The organism is Nostoc sp., assembly GCF_036917375.1.
Classification (GTDB): Bacteria; Cyanobacteriota; Cyanobacteriia; order Cyanobacteriales; family Nostocaceae; genus Nostoc.
In genome coordinates this window covers 62748-79043 of record NZ_JBALDN010000111.1, presented here as the reverse complement: position 1 = coordinate 79043, position 16296 = coordinate 62748, and the positions used below count along the sequence as shown (strand labels likewise).

Here is a 16296-nt window from a genome sequence, read left to right as displayed (position 1 = left end):
ATCAGGACTAAAGTCCTTACTACAAACTTTAAATTTATTTATGCCTAGATACTTACTTCTTCGGTTAACTGGAAAAGGTAAAGAAAAAACTTTTAACCCTTTCCCTTTTCCCAAAACCTGATTCCGAATCAAAATGCACAAGGCGAGAAGTTACCCTGATGATTGAATAAAATGGTTGTATAGCGGTGAGTTTGCAAAAAGTGACTTGCTCAAACTTGTGCAAATATTTTATAAAAATTTGTCGAGTTCTTAGAAGATATTTGAAAAGTGGTATGTTATGTTTTTAATCGAATTATTACCCCCCTTAATCCCCCCTTATAAAGGGTGGAAACAAGAAAATCCGGTTCCCTCCCCTTTATAAGGGGAGGGTTAGGGTGGGGTAAATATTTGATACATCAATCATGACTTTTCAAACATCCTCTTATACCAATTCAATTAATGGTTGCAACACATCCTTGGGTAAAGACGCGATTCATCGCGTCTCTACAAATGGTCTATTTGTCGCATTCTTTTTTCAAATTGGTATTAGTTTGATATTTGAGATTAATTATAAATATAACGAGCCAGATGACACCAAAAGACGCACGAAAATACGCACCAGCAACCGAGCGTAACCGCGAAGCAATTTTAGAAGTAATTTTACAAGTGTTGCCGGAGAATGGCACTATTTTAGAAATAGCAAGTGGTACTGGTGAACACGCAGTCTTTTTTGCATCTAGGCTCAAAGATTATCTGTGGCTTCCAACCGATGTAAATCCACAATCAAGAGCCAGCATTATTTCATGGACTGAACACAATGTATGTGATAACGTTTATGCACCGCTTGAACTAGATGTAAGAGAACCAGTTTGGGCTGTGGAAAATGGTGGATTTGATTGGCTAAATACGAAGCCAATTGTCGCCATCGTCAACATCAATATGATTCACATTTCACCTTGGTCAGCCTGTCTGGGGTTAATGGCAGGGGCAGGTCGTATCCTAAAAGCAGGAGGTATCCTCTATTTGTATGGCCCCTTCAAACAAGGTGGAGAACATACAGCTGCGAGTAATGCAGCTTTTGACGAATATTTACGCACAGAAAACCCAGAGTGGGGTGTGCGTAACTTGGATGATGTCATAGCAGTAGCTAGCGCCCAAAATCTGATATTGCAACAGATTTACCAAATGCCAGCTAATAATCTTTCAGTAGTATTTCAACGTTCTAATTAGTGATTGATTTTTACTGGGCTAAAAGCCAATACGCTTAAGTCAAGGGTTATTGGTGTAAATAATTGGTCTTTCAAGACGCGATTTATCGCGTCTCTACATCAGGGTTTCGGCAATGTTTGCGTAAATCCTGGGTTAGTTGAATGCTATCTGAATAAGCAAGTTTTTACTTTCTTCTCATCGACGACTACGAAAACCCTGTTTACCATTAACTTGGTCAAAGAGTACATCGTATTTATCAAATAAGGCGATTCCAGGATTTACAAATATACCCAATTCTGATTGTGGCGAGATACTCAAATTCCAGCGATTAAATCCGTCACGGGTTCCTGGTGTCAAACTGTAATCAAAAATGCCATTAATTCCTACTTTCACAGCATTTGCTGACCCTAATACTCCGGGTTTGAGTTTACCTGCTGTAGAAGCTGACTTGAATTCAGTCAAAGCATTAATAGTTCCAGTATCAGCGATCGCTCTGCTATTACACGAATTTTTTGCAGAACTCCCAGCAAGAGTTAAACAAACTTTTGTTAGTCGAGAATCCCATCTTTTACCAGGTACACCATTAATTTCGGGTTGTTGACTCCAAGAAGCCATTTTGAAACCTGCTTGATTTTCGGCAGTTAAACCGAGAATTAGGCTGCCATTATTATTACTACCACCATTGCCAACGACGATAAATCCGTTACTCAGATTGCCTGATAATTTTCTCAACGGGTTATAGGGAAGTGATTTTTCAAAATAGTTAACACCGATAATTCCCGAAAATGGCACACCACTATTTGCTGAACATTTAGGTTTTTGGGCAGTACATTGGCGACTAGTAACAATCTGTACAGGAACAGGTTCGGCGGTGGGAATCAAACCAAATCGGACATTAGTGTAAACTAATTCTCCTTCCAGGATAGTACCATCACTTAATACTTCCTTGATATTTTGACCTGTTCTTTGGATCGGAGAATTACCTAAAAACTCTTTGGGAACTCTTAGCCCTGCTGACCCTGTATCTAATAAAATACGTTTTGGTTGACCATTTGCGATCGCAACTTCCAAAAAATAGCCGCGAACACGTTGCCCAAGGGAAGGTTTTGGATATAAAGGTAAGCTTACGGTGTTAAAAGTTGGCTTGCGGGGTGTATTTTGCGAGATATCGCGCAATGCTGAATTGGGGAAAAGAGCCGCAAATGCCGACTGGCGTTGCGCTGCTGGTTCAGGGGCAATATCCCAAAGGCTTTCGTAGTAGAAAAAGCCGATACCTAAACCGCGTTGTTGCACTGCTTCTACTTGAGATTGGATTTGTGGGATGCCAACTGGACGATTTCGTAACCCCGCCATAATCCCGATACCAGTTGGAATAATTTGTTGAGTTTCTAAAATTTCTGGACGGGTAATTTGAGCGATAAAACTTTCCAAATCATTACGGTACACCTGCATAACCAATTCATCAACAATACCCAACCGTACCCAGTTGAGCCAGTCTTGCAGTTGCAGCTTATAGGCGAAATTATAATAATCGGGAGCAACTGAGAAAATGGCATTCGGTTTTCTGGCTTTCACAGTTTGGTAGAGGTCTACCATGAAGGCAGTAATTTTATCTGCCCGCCATTTTATCCATGCTTGGGCTTGGGGATTGGGTGGAGGAGGATTGCCGGTTTCTTGAGTATATAGACTTATCGTGTACTTATCATAACCAAAATCCACAGGTAAACTCATGTGGTCGTCAAATTGAACGCCATCAGCATCGTATTTAGCGATCACTTCCATGACAAGTTCCCTGATAAAATTTTGCACTTCCGGGTGAAAGGGATTCAACCACGCTACTTCACCCGCAGCAATAATTGAAGTTTGAGTGCCATCCCCTTTTTGTGTTAGCCAATCTGGATGCTGCGATGCGAGTTCCGAAGTTAGAGGAACCATAAAACCAAATTCAAACCAGGGTATTGCTAGTAAACCTTGGCTGCGGGCTTGAGTAATAATGTCTGCAATTACATCTTGTCCATCTGTTCCTTTGAAGAAAAAGGGGATACCCATTTTCTCCATGATGGCGCTGGGGTATTGTGTATAACCATCATTCCAGACTACGGGATAAACAGTATTAAAGTTTAACTGCCGCAGTTGGCTCATGGCTGCTTGCACCTGTGAACGATTTCTAAAAACACTAAAATCGTTACCACTTAGCCACACTCCCCGAATTTCTTGACGAGGTTGAGGAGGTAGTTGGGCAACAGCAGGGGCAAAGCTGTTTAGTAGCAATACTAGAAAGAATGATATCAGACATAATAATGGCAGCAGAGGCTTTTTCAAAATCCCCGGCGATGTCTGTTGACTCGTTACCTGTAGCTTGCTTAGACCCACTAGTACTCGTCTATGTACAGGCTTAAATAGTAAGTTAGTTAGAGTTGCATTAATTTCTCTACTTTTTTCCCAAAACTGAGTTGTCATTACTTCTGCTTACTAAATGATGTTAATTGGTTATATTTAATACCATATAAATGTTAAATTACTACATCAGAAAACTGATGCAGTAATTTAGCTGCAAGATATTTGACGCAGTTATAAGGTTAGTAGTGCCAAATAGAAATGTTTCAAATGTAAGACCAATTTGAAAAATGATTGCGACAAATGGGAAACTGAAACACTTATCCAATGGATGTTTCACAATCCAAAATCTAAAATCCAAAATGTTGTTGTGCCAATACCGCTCGCTTTGTGCATTTTTAACTCGGAATTGGGTTTGGGAAAAAGGGTAAAGGTTAAAGGGTAAAGGTTAAAGGTTTTTTCTTTCCCTTTTCCGCTTCCCTTTTTCCCCTTAACCCGACAAGTATTAATTGTTGTACTATCCTTAAATCCATGAATTTCCAACCTCACCAAAATACTTTTGACGATAAACTAAGTGCAAGTATTGGACTGGCTATTGGATTGCTGTTTCTTGGGGGTGGTTTTTGGGTACGTAACATAATCGCCCACGAAGGTGCAACGCTAAACGAAACACGTGGTACGGTGGTAGACAGCATCAGTCGTCGCGATCGCAGCAGTACAAATAACAATGAGCAAAAAGAAACCTATGCGCCAGTTATCGAGTTTCTAGCCAACGGTAAACGCACTCGCTTTACAGGCAATTATGAGTCCTATCGCTCCAGCAACGGACAGATGGTGGTGATACGTTACAATCCTAAAGAACCGATAAGTACTGCGCGCGTGGTGAATCCGCTGGAAAGTTTAGTACCTTGGGCAATGTTTGGTATGGGTGGGTTAGCTGTGGTTTTTAGCGTCGGTACACTGTTGCCTATACGCTGGTCTTCAGGTGGATAAATATAGCATTAAATATGTTTTGATTTTCGTGCTGACTTTGGCGGCGTTCGGTGTGCGCCAAAATATTTCTCACTGCGGTAACGCAACCACACCCGCAACACTTGCGGAATCTGGTCTTTTTGTTCCTTAGTCAGAGTATTGTAAAGGGCTAAAGCGCGATCGCGTTCGCCCCGACAAGCAGCATTGTTGTGAGCATCCCAATAGCTGCGGGCTACTCGAATCCGCCGACAGACTTCTTTAATCAGCGCGTCTCCTGTAAGTGGAGTATCTTGCTTGCTCATACTCAAATGCGATAAATTTCTAATGCCATCCTAACGAGTCAGATTTATCTTGACATTTCCAATTCCAAGCTGGCTGATTTCAGCTTTTCATAACGCATCCTACTAAGCTGTTGTGCATACAAGTTGCACAATTTAAATTGTGGGTAAGAACTTCAAACCCTCTCCTCTGCTCCCCTGCTCACCGGTCACTGAGCGTAGCCGAAGTGCTGCTCCCCTGCTCCCCTGCGGTCTCAACGTGTAAATTAAGTACTTAACAGCTTACTGTCTGGGTGGCATCTTAGCGAACTTGGGCAGGTCTGGGTTCATGCAATCCCACGGCTGGGCACTGGCTGTGTAAATATCCATTGCAGGTTGGAACCAGCTTGGGTCGTCAAGACTCCCTGCCATAATGCCGAGAAGCTCAGGGATCGGGGGCTTACTAAATAATCGGGAACCACAGTTTGGGCAAAAACCTCGGCCAACAAGGCTTCCGCTGTCACCAATCACGTCATAGTATTTAATATCTCCGGTGACGGTGACTGCACTCTGCGGTACAAGAAGTCCAGATGCATAGGCACCTCCTGTGGCCCGTTGACAATCACGACAGTGGCAATTCACCATTCTAATGGGTTCGGCTAAACATTCGTAGCGGACAGAGCCGCATAGACAACCGCCAGTAAATTTTATTGCCATAAAAATATCTCCTTGGAAGCGAAAAGTCCGATCGTCGGGGTCTCCCCCAAGAACAATTTTTGAAGACAGCTTTGCGAGGACGCGGGTTTATTCATTACACTTGCGGTGCATCCTGATTTATACGGTAGCGATCGCACTTTTATCTAGTCTTACAAGTTTTTGCCTTTTCTACAGCGCAAGATTCATGTTCTGTCTTTGACATGACTTAAGATTATTTGTTATCGATTGATGATAAAAATTAAAAGACAGCAATTAAAAATCCGATTAGATACACTACACTCAATTCCATTTTTGGAAACAATAGTTAATTTATCTGATATTAAGCCTTAAACCGTAGTGTTGTCAGGTAGATTAAGTAATTTTGCTTTGTATTTTCTAAGAGCAGCGCAGCCGACGGCGTACCACTTGCTATTCACCTCCTGCCTTGTTTCTTCAGAGTTACCATGCTATTTATGTCATCGGGTATATATGCGCCAGCCGCAGTAGCGATTAACTTAAACATTAGGATAAATGCGTGAATTGGCCATTTAATATACAGCCTCACTGCTTGCGTTTTTCAGCCTTGGGAGTTTTTAACAAGCTCACTAAGCTATTATGCTGCCGTCTTCAAGCAAAAATCTCTGGTAGAAATTAACCTGTATTAGGAAGTGGGCTATGCATATTGGATTTCTCAACCCTCAAGGCAATTTTGATTCAGGCAATAGTCATATAACGAAACACCCAGATTTTGGGGGTCAGCTAATTTACGTTAGGCAAGTCGCTATAGCCATAGCTCAAATGGGTCATAAAGTTGATATTATCACCCGTCAAATTATTGACCCGGAGTGGCCAGAGTTTGCCGAAACGATTGACACTTATCCAGGGATCGATAATGTCCGCATTATCCGCTTACCAGCTGGGCCAAAAGAATTTCTCTCTAAAGAGTTGTTATGGCCTCATCTTGTCGTTGATTGGATACCGAACATCTTAAAATTTTATCAACAGGAAGATAACTTACCCGATGCTATGACTGCTCACTACGCTGATGGAGGGCTGTGTGGCGTTCTAATTGAAGAGGAGACAGGCATACCTTTTACTTTTACTGCTCATTCTCTCGGCGCTCAAAAGATCGACAAATTGGAAGTCACCCCAGAAAATCTCACAGGGATAGACGAGCAATTTAATTTTAGATATCGCATTTTAGCCGAACGCCTGAGCATGAATCGCTCGGCAGTTAATATCACCAGCACGCGACAAGAACGTTTTGAACAGTATTCTCATCGAGTCTATAGTGGTGCAGTGGATGTAGACAACGACAACCGCTTTGCAGTGATTCCACCGGGAGCAGATTTCTCGATTTTTGGTGCAGAAGCGCGTTCCGAAAATGAGGAGGCTACTTACGAGTTCATTCAGGAGCGATTGGCACGGGACATTGCAGAAGACCGTCGAGATTTGCCCGTCATCTTGGCATCCAGTCGATTAGAACTGAAAAAAAACATATTGGGACTAGTACAAGCTTTCGCAATCAGTCCAACACTTCAGGAACGAGCTAACTTGGTGATAATTACAGGGGCGCTGGACAATCCTTTACGAGAAGAGACTAGCGACGAAATCACTGAAGAAGTATTAGCCCCTATTCGGGAAGCGGTCAAAGAAAACGACTTGTGGGGCAAAATCAGTGCATTTAGCTTGTTACATCAATCTCAAGAGTCACTGGCAGCAACCTATAGGTTTATGGTTAAACGCCGCTCAGTATTTGCGCTGACTGCACTCTACGAACCCTTTGGGCTTGCTCCCTTAGAAGCAGCAGTAGCAGGTTTACCAGTGGTAGCAACCAAGAACGGTGGCCCTAGCGAGAGCTTGCGACAGGGAGATCGGGAATATGGCGTACTCGTCGATCCAGAAGATCCTGCTGATATTGCACGGGGCTTGGAGCGGTTGCTATCTGATGCTAAAGAGTGGGAATATTTTGCCCAAGCTGGTCAGCAACGGGTGCTGAAGAAGTACACTTGGGAATCTACTGGTGAAAACTACCTGTCTTTGCTTGAGCAAATTGTATCTTCACCGGAAACTCGCCCTCGCGCTGAACTCCTTCCTATCCATCCCTACTTCCGTAATCCAGAATCGCAGACCGATGTTTTTTTGGAAGAATTGAGCGAACTCTACTTTGGATCTAGTCAAAAGGTACTAAGCAATGTGGATTAAATAAAGTACAAAACTGGGGTCAAAGCAGAAGTTCTTGCAGGGAAGGCGGAAGTTGCTACAGACTGCGCGAAACACCGAAACGTCAAAGCAGAAGTTCTTGCAGGGAAGACGGAAGTTGCTACAGACTGCGCAAAACACCGAAACGTCAAAGCAGAAGTTCTTGCAGGGAAGACGGAAGTTGCTACAGACTGCGCAAAACACCGAAACGTTAAAGCGGAAGTTCTTGCAGGGAAGACGGAAGTCGCTACAGCCTGCGCGAAACACCGAAACGTCAAAGCGGAAGTTCTTGCAGGGAAGACGGAAGTCGCTACAGCCTGCGCGAAACACCGAAACGTCAACCCTGGAGCAATATTTTTTGATGGATGCTAAATGTGGGATTTAGGTAGCTATGAGCAGCCAGCGCAAAATGTGCTGACTGCTTCAGAAAATTGCTGGTTTTGTTCCATCAATGCCATGTGTCCACCTGGTTTTAGGGTGACTCTTTCAGAGTAAGGTAATTCTGCTTTCATGCGATCGCTCGCTACAGGTTTTGTCGCTATATCTGAAGCCCCACACATTACCAATACAGGAACGTTAATAGTTGCAAGTGTGTCTGTTTCGTCGAACTTCAACATTCCCAGTGTGCCACGAGCCAGAACACCAGGCGAACCCAATGCTGATAATAAACCTGCAAAACTTAGTTGACCGCGTGTTTCAGTACCCGTAAATCCAGATAGTTCGACGGTGATGTACAGCGAACCATTTAAATACGAGAGCCAAGTCATCAACCAAAAAATCGGCCACAGCACGATAGTCAGGTACAACACAGGTTCGAGTAGAGGTTTCTGCAATTTACGTACCAGATTGCTAAAAATGCAAGTTTTTACCGGATTGGTGTAAGTAGTATCTACAAGAATCAAGCCAGCTACTCGACTCCTCAATTGCTCTGGAAACAGGCGACAGAATGTCAGGTTAATCATGCCGCCCATGCTGTGTCCCACCAAGATAACAGGTTTATCCCCTGCTATGGCAATAACAGCTTCCAAGTCACGGGCATATTTTTCTATAGAGTGATCGTTGTTTTTCGGTTTAGCGGATTTTCCTAACCCTGGTAGATCCCAAACAATTACTCGGAAGCGATCGCTTAGTTGTCGTTTGGCATAATACCATATAGTACTATTTGGCCCCCAACCGTGTGACAAGATAATTGGTTGACCATCTTCAGGGCCAAAAAACTCTACTTGCAACACGCTCCCATCTGGGCGTGACAAGCGCTGCACGGTTTTGCTACGCATAAACTTGGGTTCCTGTTGTCCAGGACGGCGCAGCAGTGGCAAACTGATAAAACCACCTCCAAAAGTCCACAGAACCATTACTAGTCCAGCCACCAAATAGGGCGTTCCTACAAGTTCTCGTTCGTACCATTCATAGAGAATGTAGATTCCCCCGCCAAGTACCCCAACAGACAGCAGTTGAAACAGCCATACAAGTAGAAAATTATGAGGCATGAATATCATGAGCCTAAACCTTGCAATGCTTTGTTAACTGCTTTTAGCTTCATACCATAGTTAGAATCATCCAACTTTCACTCCCAAGAGTGATTTATACAATGTTGGAGTGATAAAAATGCTGGGTTAATCGATCGACAATATAAATTGGCAATAACTATTAATCAAAAATATTCTCTCTCCCCCCGGCTTTTGATTAATTAACAACTCTTCAGTAGGGATATTTTAGTGACAGATGTATGAGCTACAGCACGCTAGCACATTCGGATTAGGGATGACGAATTAATATCAAATGCTTACTACTCAGGCAAAACATTAACTGAATCGTGACCAAAATTTTCTTCAAGATAGCGTGGATTGCTTACTCCTACCTGCAAAATCACTGCTGTAACTAATGCACCGATAGTTGCTACCAAGAAGGTAGTTCTATAGTCAATATTCTCCACTATCCATCCACCTAGTAGAGGAGCAAGGATGCTAGCAGGGGCAATAAGGGTATTACCAAGACCAATATAGGCTGGTCGTTGGTGTTGGTTGCCAAACTCTAAGGTCATAACCGCAGCAATATTTTGCAGAGCTATCATACCTATTCCCTCTCCTATAAATACCAAGTAAAACCAGTTAGCATTTGATGCTAAACAAGCTAAAACCGAACTGAACGCACAAGCTACACAACCAATTTGTAGAATCAACTTGCAACCGATGCGATCGCCTAACCAACCCAAAACCAATCCAGCAATAGTTTGTGTAACCATCAATAGAGTCGTAATCAACCCAATAGATGCTTCTCCCATCCCATATTGATGTACGGCATAGAGTGTATAGAAGGGAAGCGGCATCAGTGCTAACTGTGAGATCATCCGTGCGATCGTAAAGCAGCGGAAATTCTCATCACGGCGGAGAATCACAATCAGACTGTCCCAAAATTCACGTCTACTTTCAAAGGCTGATGGTGCAATACTTATCGGCTCTCGCGTCCAAGACATAAAAAACCAAGATACAGCCATTGCTAAACTGGCACACAAAAAACACAGAGCAAAGTTAAATGGTTGAGCAATTTCCTTAAGCAATAAACCAGCGATCGCAGCACCACAAACACTCATCAGATTACCAGACGCTGATAAAGTACCGTAAAAAATACCAAGCTTTGTGGAGGGAACAATTTTAGCAACCATACTGTGCCAAGCAGTAGCGCTAAACCCACCGCCTAGCGATTGCCAAATGAGTATGGCAAATGTCAACAGTAAGATAGTTTGGTGATTGAATTTTAGTTGTAACAAAGCCACCAGTGCTAATCCCAAAAATGGAAGCTTCTGATGGATTGTCAATAACATTACAGTTGGTTTGTAACACTGTAGACGAGCTACTTTACTAGCTGTTAATAGCTGAGGTAGTTGCCAGCCTAAGCGTGGAATAGCTGGGATCAGACCGATAAGTAATGCAGAATCAGTAAGAGTACTAACAAATAGAGGAAGAATTGTGAAAAATGAAGCGAAACCACACCCAAAACCAAAAAATCCACTTTCAATAACATTGACAGTAAAGTTATGGCGAAGGTCTTTTTGAATTTCAGAATTAAGCATTTTTATAGATATTGCAAGTTCGGTGATTTATTCCCTTTTGGGGAAACTCAGGCTGCATTTTAAACAGGTTTATTCTCTTTTTGTAGATACTTAGAAATTACCTAAGTACCTACAAAAATCTGAGTTCCATAAATTGTTCCCAAATGCTGTACTTAAATCACCGTTGAAAAATATTTTTGTAAAATATCCCAATTTTTGATGGTGAGCCTTACTGCAACGGATACCTGAGTCAGTGGCAGGTATAGGGTAACTTTGAAGGTGTACGTCTGTGATTGGCTGTTAGTGGTGTAGAGAATGCCCTCACAAAGTTCACGCTTATTAATCGCAGAGATTGACTTGACAGTAAAATAGCTAAAGCGTAGGCGTAGCCCACTGTAGTAGTCTGCCAACCCAAAAATGCTAGGTGGAGGTTGGGTAAAGGGAAAAGGGAAAAGGTTAAGGGATTTAAACCCTTTACCCCTTCCCCCTTCCCCTTTACCCCGCAAAGTTCACTTGGCGAACTAGTAGGCATCGCACAAAATTTATTGAGAAAGGTTGATTTGAAGCTGGAATTCTTTGGGTTAAGGGAAAACCGGAAGTCTGTCTATCAGTTTGTTGACCCCCAGGATCTCGAAGAAAAAGGAACCCCCTTCTAATCAAGTCAGCTTTACCTGCTTTGCATACCAATTAGCTTGGGGATATCGTGTTTCTTTGAATACGGGAGGCAAACGCAACCTTGAGTCACCCTTTAAGAGGAACTTGTGTGAAGCTGTAAGAGAGTGAAGAATCAAACTCTCTTCTCCTAATCAGTTCTGACTTACCCTTTGTAAATATGCCTTCAATTAGTTATAATCGCACCGACAGCCAGCAGCCACAAAGCATTACCATTGAAGGTTATGTAGTCCGGCCAGGATTACACATTCTGAGTTACCAGCAACTCAAGTTGCTACGAGACCAGACACAGCATCATTCTCAGCTTGAATCTCTAGTTAGCCAAGGTGTCATTAAGTTGACTGGTTAATAGTCGTCAATTCACTTGCAATTCATCTCATCACCTACCCAATAAGCAGGTGATGAGATGAATTGCTGTATTAGCTAGGTTTTAAGTAGATGAGTTTGAACGTTCTATTTGCTGACGAACGGTATCAATAGAAGCATTAATACCAGCCAGTTTAGACTCTAAATCATCTCGTAGCCAAATCAAGAATTTTAATTTCCGCTCTAAGCTAGCTTTGTGCGAAATGGGTTCGCTTCCATAACATGGATTACCCCAAAAAGAAAACATAGTTTACCTCTAAATTTAACTTTTGTAAGAGTGCAATATCTCGCACTACTATATTCTGACTAATCACAATCAGACTGGTGTATGTAACAACCGACCATTATTGTGTGTGCTTAACGAACTTTTGCTAAAAGTTCTCTCTTGAATTGGTGGAGGTATTTGACCAAACTGTTGTCAACTTTATCCACTTCTCCTTTAAGACAAAGTTGAAGTGATGATACCATGTTCAGAGGTTCTGGCAATTTGGCATCACAACTCTGTATTTTGCAGTTTAAATGAGATATCAACAGAACAGAACAACCACACATCGCCAGTTGTTGACCCAACGCTGTAAAATAACTCAGCAACCAATTTATAGCGTTTGGTCATCGCCTCTCTACGGGACGTTGCGCGAACGCTACAACTGGCTAGCAATTCACTAGAAAACCCATAGTAAAAGTGCGTAGTGGTCTGCCAACCCAAAAATGCTAGGTGAGGTCTGGGGAAAGGGGAAAGGGGAAAGGTTAAGGGATTTAAAACCTTTCCCCCTTCCCCCTTACCCTTTACCCCGCCAAGTGAACTTGGCGAACTAGTAGGCTAGAAAGCTGTCTGAACACGGCTGATAAAATGTACCCGCAAATCAACGTACTTATATCAGTAAATACTTCTAATAATAGATGACTTGGTGAAAGGGAAAGGATAATGCTGAAAGGTGTCATATTCTAAGACCAATTACTGAGTAGGAAATTATTTTATGAGAACCAGAAAGCTAGGCAAACAAGGCTTAGAAGTTTCAACTATCGGACTTGGTTGCATGGGAATGTCTGAGTTCTATAGCGGTCGTGATGAAATTGAGGCGATCGCGACAATTCATCGGGCGTTAGAACTTGGAGTTAATTTTCTTGATACTGCTGATATGTATGGGCCGTTTACCAACGAACAACTAGTAGGCAGAGCAATTAAAGATCGCCGAGATCGAGTAGTTTTGGCAACTAAATTTGGCAATGTCCGTACTGAAGATGGTGGCTTTAAAGGGGTTAACGGTAGACCAGAATATGTACATCAAGCTTGCGATGCCTCGTTAAAACGTCTGGGAGTGGAAGTAATTGACCTCTATTATCAACATCGGGTAGATCCAACTGTCCCCATTGAAGATACTGTTGGGGCAATGGCAGAGTTAGTCAAGCTGGGAAAAGTGCGTTATTTGGGGCTTTCGGAAGCTGCCCCGGCGACAATTCGACGGGCTGTAGCAGTTCACCCGATTACTGCACTGCAAACAGAATACTCTCTTTGGAGTCGAGAGCCAGAGGATGAAATTTTACCTACCGTGCGGGAATTAGGAATTGGGTTTGTTCCCTATAGCCCATTAGGAAGAGGATTTTTATCAGGTGCGATCGCTAGCCCTGACGATCTTGCACCTGATGACTATCGAAGAAATTCTCCTCGCTTTCAAGGTGAGAATTTTTATAAAAACCTGCAATTAGTAGAGCAAGTCAAAGCGATCGCCAGCGAAAAAGGAGTAACTTCTAGTCAGCTTGCTTTAGCATGGCTATTCGCTCAAGGAGAAGATATTGTCCCAATCCCTGGTACAAAACGCCGTACTTACTTGGAGGAGAATGTTGCAGCTACCGAAATTATCCTAACTGAACAAGAGTTGAATCGACTGGAAACAGTTGCACCAAAAAATGTGGCAGCTGGCGATCGCTATCCTGATATGAGTACTGTTAACCGTTGATCCTCTGGGTGGTGGAGTATTTTTTCAAGTTCTGCTTTAGATGCACAAGCAGACATTACCGCAGCTTAACAAAGTAATCACCCAGAATTCTCAGAGGAAATGTCAAAAGTAGCGTAGGCGCAGCCCGTCGTAGACATCGCTATTTTATCGGCTATATATCTGGATACTCATTCAATCATCTGGAAACTGCCAGCACGAGATATGTTCAATATCTTTGCTGTTGCATTTACTACAGACTGCATCACTCACAGAGTCTACCCATTCATAGTTGCAACTACGACAATGACAGAGAATGTTATTGCGGTTAGCCATTTCAATACCTTGATGCCATTGTTGCAGTTGAAAAGAGTCTGGAAAAGCTTCTGACATTTCATCAAACCTTATTCATGTCATAGTCTACATTATGAGCCTAACAAGCCCCGAAGTGAATAACTCAGTATTAATCGCCCTGGCTCTTTCCGCGTCTATAGCCCTATCACCCGTCAGCATTGCTGGTACTGTCCAAGGTTCAACCCATACGATCAAAATGTCTTCATTTAACCTCAGTTCCCAAAAATGGCAAAGTCGCGTGCTGCTACTCTTTGCACCATCTGTTGATAACCATAACTATCAGCAACAGATGCAGTTATTTAACCAGCACCAAAACGATTTTAAAGATCGGGATTTAGTTCTCGTTCAAGTTTTGGCAACAGATAAAAGCTATGCCAACGGACAGTTAATAGATGAGTCTTCTGCCGCCAATTTGCGAAATCGCTTTGGAGTTAATAAAGAAAATTTTCGCGTCATTTTGATTGGCAAAGATGGAGGTATTAAGCGCCAAGAAACTACACCAGTGCAAGCGACAGCAATTTTTGAGCAAATTGACGCTATGCCGATGCGTCAGCAAGAAATGCAAGAACGATAAATTGGTACAGCAGTTAATTTTACTGTTTAACACTACCGCAAGTACAGGTAATTGCCCTTTACTACAAACGCTACGCCAATCCCTAAGCACAAACCTCTTAAGCCCCAGAATACTACAAGTTGAATAAACTTAAGTGCGAACCTACAAAAGTAGCTGCTTTCAAACCTGAGCTTAATTCTTCAAGTAGATGAGAACAATCATTAAAAATGCATATAGTGCAATTATCAAGCAATGAATTTATTAGTTCCTGGTTTTATACCTACTAGGAGCTTTTTTTATTGTCCATTTCAATTAAGAGAGTTCATCACAAGAAGTAATCGCGTTCATCCTCAAGGCTATCGATCATTGCTTCTGTTGGTAGATTGAATGTCAATATTTGGATTGCTATTGTGTATTTGTCACTAAAAAACATTTATCAAATAAAAACAATGAATATTCTTGCTTGGATTGTTTTAGGTCTAATTGCTGGTGCGATCGCAAAGGCTATCTACCCCGGTCATCAAGGCGGCGGAATTTTAGCAACAATTTTATTAGGAATCGTTGGTGCTTTTATTGGTGGTAGTTTGGGTGTATTCTTCAGTACAGGAAGCTTTGCTCTAGCGGCTCCCTCTTTGAGTATTCCCGGTATTGCAGTAGCAGTTCTGGGTGCAATTGTTGCAGTATTCTTGTGGAATGCGTTAACTAGCCGCAGTGCTTTGTAATAAATTAAATTGAATTAACTAATTTAAAACTTACGCATTTTTTGTCCGAACTGTCAATGCGTAAGTTCTGTTTATCAACAATTATTGACAGAATTTGCCGCTTGTCATGCTCATAGCCTCAACATTATCAACCTGAATAATGTTGAGGCTATGATTTTATTTTGGATGCCCTATCTGTCGCAAACATTTTTTGAATTGGTATTAGATAAGTCGTAAATTTCTACCTACAGACTTATAATGTCTGCGGCAACAACAGCAACAACACGTTAAATCACAAATTTTATACTTGTAATCTAACTTAACTTTGTTTGGTGCATAGGCATTACTTGGCAGGATAATTAAAAACTTAGGTTAGCGATCGCAATCTATAGAAATCCGGTTTGATTCCTGAATTCACTTGCGTGGGTAGGGAACAGGGAATAGGAAAGAAAGGATAGATCCGTACTGAGTCTTGTTCAAAAATCAAATAGGAGTCCTATATTATTTATACGTGTTTTGTTTAGATTAAAGTTATATTTAAGACATAAAGTAGTGTTTTGCATACTGTTATTATTTAATAATTGAATACTAGTAGTGTGTAATATAGATTAAGTTTGCCTCTCACCTATTTGCGATGAAATTTAATCGAGAGGTAGTTACGATTCCTAGTGTACAACTTTGACAACTGTCCACAATACTGTTGCATGTCTCAAGCTCATGGTAATATTATTTTACTGTCAGGGAGATACTATTTATACATCAATTTGTAACCATGCTGGAACAGCTAGTTAGGTGTGCTAACTCCAAAAAACAAAAAATTATTCAACCTACCCAGGAAATCAACAAAAGCCCTAAAGTGCAAGGCACGGAGCTTTTGAAAGTCTGCTTATATAAGGTACTAAAGAGCTAACTAAAGCTCTTTTTTAGGAATCATCATAGCCAGCAAGAAAGGCATAAAACCCTCTTAGGATGGCAAAAAATTAGACAAGAGTAAATAGAAAAGTTTTGACAC

Annotated in this window: 17 protein-coding genes; 9 read left to right on the top strand and 8 right to left on the bottom strand. The window is 41.9% G+C overall.

The genetic code is table 11. From position 1 onward, the window contains the following. The first annotated feature begins 401 nt into the window (after window positions 1-401). On the top strand, window positions 402-614 hold the full coding sequence (locus V7K45_RS30845) for a hypothetical protein (RefSeq protein ID WP_335009459.1): 213 nt from the start codon (window positions 402-404) through the stop codon (window positions 612-614). Continuing rightward, the gene (locus V7K45_RS30840; protein ID WP_335009457.1) at window positions 568-1209 is read left to right on the top strand and encodes a DUF938 domain-containing protein; all 642 of its coding nucleotides are present in this window, start codon (window positions 568-570) and stop codon (window positions 1207-1209) included. Before V7K45_RS30845 ends, V7K45_RS30840 begins: the two co-directional genes overlap by 47 nt. Window positions 1210-1383: 174 nt before the next feature. On the opposite strand, the gene V7K45_RS30835 is transcribed toward V7K45_RS30840, so the two are convergent. Further along, on the bottom strand, window positions 1384-3648 hold the full coding sequence (locus V7K45_RS30835; protein WP_335009455.1) for a glycoside hydrolase family 10 protein: 2265 nt from the start codon (window positions 3646-3648) through the stop codon (window positions 1384-1386). A 408-nt stretch (window positions 3649-4056) separates the two neighbouring features. On the opposite strand from V7K45_RS30835, the gene V7K45_RS30830 reads away from it, so the two are divergent. Continuing rightward, complete coding sequence (locus tag V7K45_RS30830; RefSeq protein WP_335009453.1) at window positions 4057-4518, top strand: DUF3592 domain-containing protein; 462 nt, start codon at window positions 4057-4059, stop codon at window positions 4516-4518. An 8-nt stretch (window positions 4519-4526) separates the two neighbouring features. On the opposite strand, the gene V7K45_RS30825 is transcribed toward V7K45_RS30830, so the two are convergent. Further along, window positions 4527-4799: a Precorrin-3B methylase gene (locus V7K45_RS30825; RefSeq protein WP_335009451.1), complete on the bottom strand. Its 273-nt coding sequence runs from the start codon at window positions 4797-4799 to the stop codon at window positions 4527-4529. A 258-nt stretch (window positions 4800-5057) separates the two neighbouring features. Then, window positions 5058-5399 (bottom strand): GFA family protein, encoded by a 342-nt coding sequence (locus tag V7K45_RS30820; RefSeq protein ID WP_335009522.1) that lies wholly within the window; start codon window positions 5397-5399, stop codon window positions 5058-5060. 726 nt (window positions 5400-6125) lie between these two features. Here V7K45_RS30820 and V7K45_RS30815 point away from each other — a divergent pair. Continuing rightward, window positions 6126-7655, top strand: a complete 1530-nt coding sequence (locus tag V7K45_RS30815; RefSeq protein WP_335009449.1) for a glycosyltransferase — start codon at window positions 6126-6128, stop codon at window positions 7653-7655. 386 nt (window positions 7656-8041) lie between these two features. Here the strand turns inward: V7K45_RS30815 and V7K45_RS30810 are convergent, their stop codons facing one another. The 3 genes from V7K45_RS30810 to V7K45_RS30800 all read right to left on the bottom strand — a co-directional run bounded on the left by V7K45_RS30810 (window position 8042) and on the right by V7K45_RS30800 (window position 11114). Continuing rightward, window positions 8042-9142 (bottom strand): alpha/beta fold hydrolase, encoded by a 1101-nt coding sequence (locus tag V7K45_RS30810; protein WP_335009447.1) that lies wholly within the window; start codon window positions 9140-9142, stop codon window positions 8042-8044. Window positions 9143-9441: 299 nt separating this feature from the next. Further along, on the bottom strand, window positions 9442-10725 hold the full coding sequence (locus V7K45_RS30805) for an MFS transporter (RefSeq protein ID WP_335009445.1): 1284 nt from the start codon (window positions 10723-10725) through the stop codon (window positions 9442-9444). A gap of 152 nt (window positions 10726-10877) precedes the next feature. Next, window positions 10878-11114, bottom strand: a complete 237-nt coding sequence (locus V7K45_RS30800) for a hypothetical protein (protein ID WP_335009443.1) — start codon at window positions 11112-11114, stop codon at window positions 10878-10880. Window positions 11115-11536: 422 nt separating this feature from the next. On the opposite strand from V7K45_RS30800, the gene V7K45_RS30795 reads away from it, so the two are divergent. Next, the gene (locus V7K45_RS30795; protein ID WP_335009441.1) at window positions 11537-11725 is read left to right on the top strand and encodes a hypothetical protein; all 189 of its coding nucleotides are present in this window, start codon (window positions 11537-11539) and stop codon (window positions 11723-11725) included. A gap of 81 nt (window positions 11726-11806) precedes the next feature. Here V7K45_RS30795 and V7K45_RS30790 read toward each other — a convergent pair whose 3' ends face one another. Next, entirely contained in the window at window positions 11807-11989 is a 183-nt protein-coding gene (locus tag V7K45_RS30790) for a hypothetical protein (RefSeq protein ID WP_335009439.1), read from the bottom strand. A gap of 272 nt (window positions 11990-12261) precedes the next feature. On the opposite strand from V7K45_RS30790, the gene V7K45_RS30785 reads away from it, so the two are divergent. Both V7K45_RS30785 and V7K45_RS30780 read left to right on the top strand, forming a co-directional pair. Further along, a complete protein-coding gene (locus V7K45_RS30785) occupies window positions 12262-12408 on the top strand; it encodes a hypothetical protein (RefSeq protein WP_335009437.1) in 147 nt (48 codons plus the stop codon). Between the two features lie 311 nt (window positions 12409-12719). Continuing rightward, on the top strand, window positions 12720-13700 hold the full coding sequence (locus tag V7K45_RS30780) for an aldo/keto reductase (RefSeq protein ID WP_335009435.1): 981 nt from the start codon (window positions 12720-12722) through the stop codon (window positions 13698-13700). 171 nt (window positions 13701-13871) lie between these two features. Here the strand turns inward: V7K45_RS30780 and V7K45_RS30775 are convergent, their stop codons facing one another. Beyond that, window positions 13872-14069 carry a hypothetical protein gene (locus V7K45_RS30775; protein WP_335009433.1) on the bottom strand — a complete coding sequence of 66 codons (198 nt, stop codon included), beginning with the start codon at window positions 14067-14069 and terminating at the stop codon, window positions 13872-13874. Window positions 14070-14103: 34 nt separating this feature from the next. On the opposite strand from V7K45_RS30775, the gene V7K45_RS30770 reads away from it, so the two are divergent. Further along, window positions 14104-14604, top strand: coding sequence for a DUF4174 domain-containing protein (locus tag V7K45_RS30770; protein WP_335009431.1), 501 nt, complete (start codon window positions 14104-14106; stop codon window positions 14602-14604). Between the two features lie 428 nt (window positions 14605-15032). Further along, entirely contained in the window at window positions 15033-15305 is a 273-nt protein-coding gene (locus tag V7K45_RS30765; RefSeq protein WP_104909288.1) for a GlsB/YeaQ/YmgE family stress response membrane protein, read from the top strand. The last annotated feature ends 991 nt before the right edge of the window (window positions 15306-16296 follow it).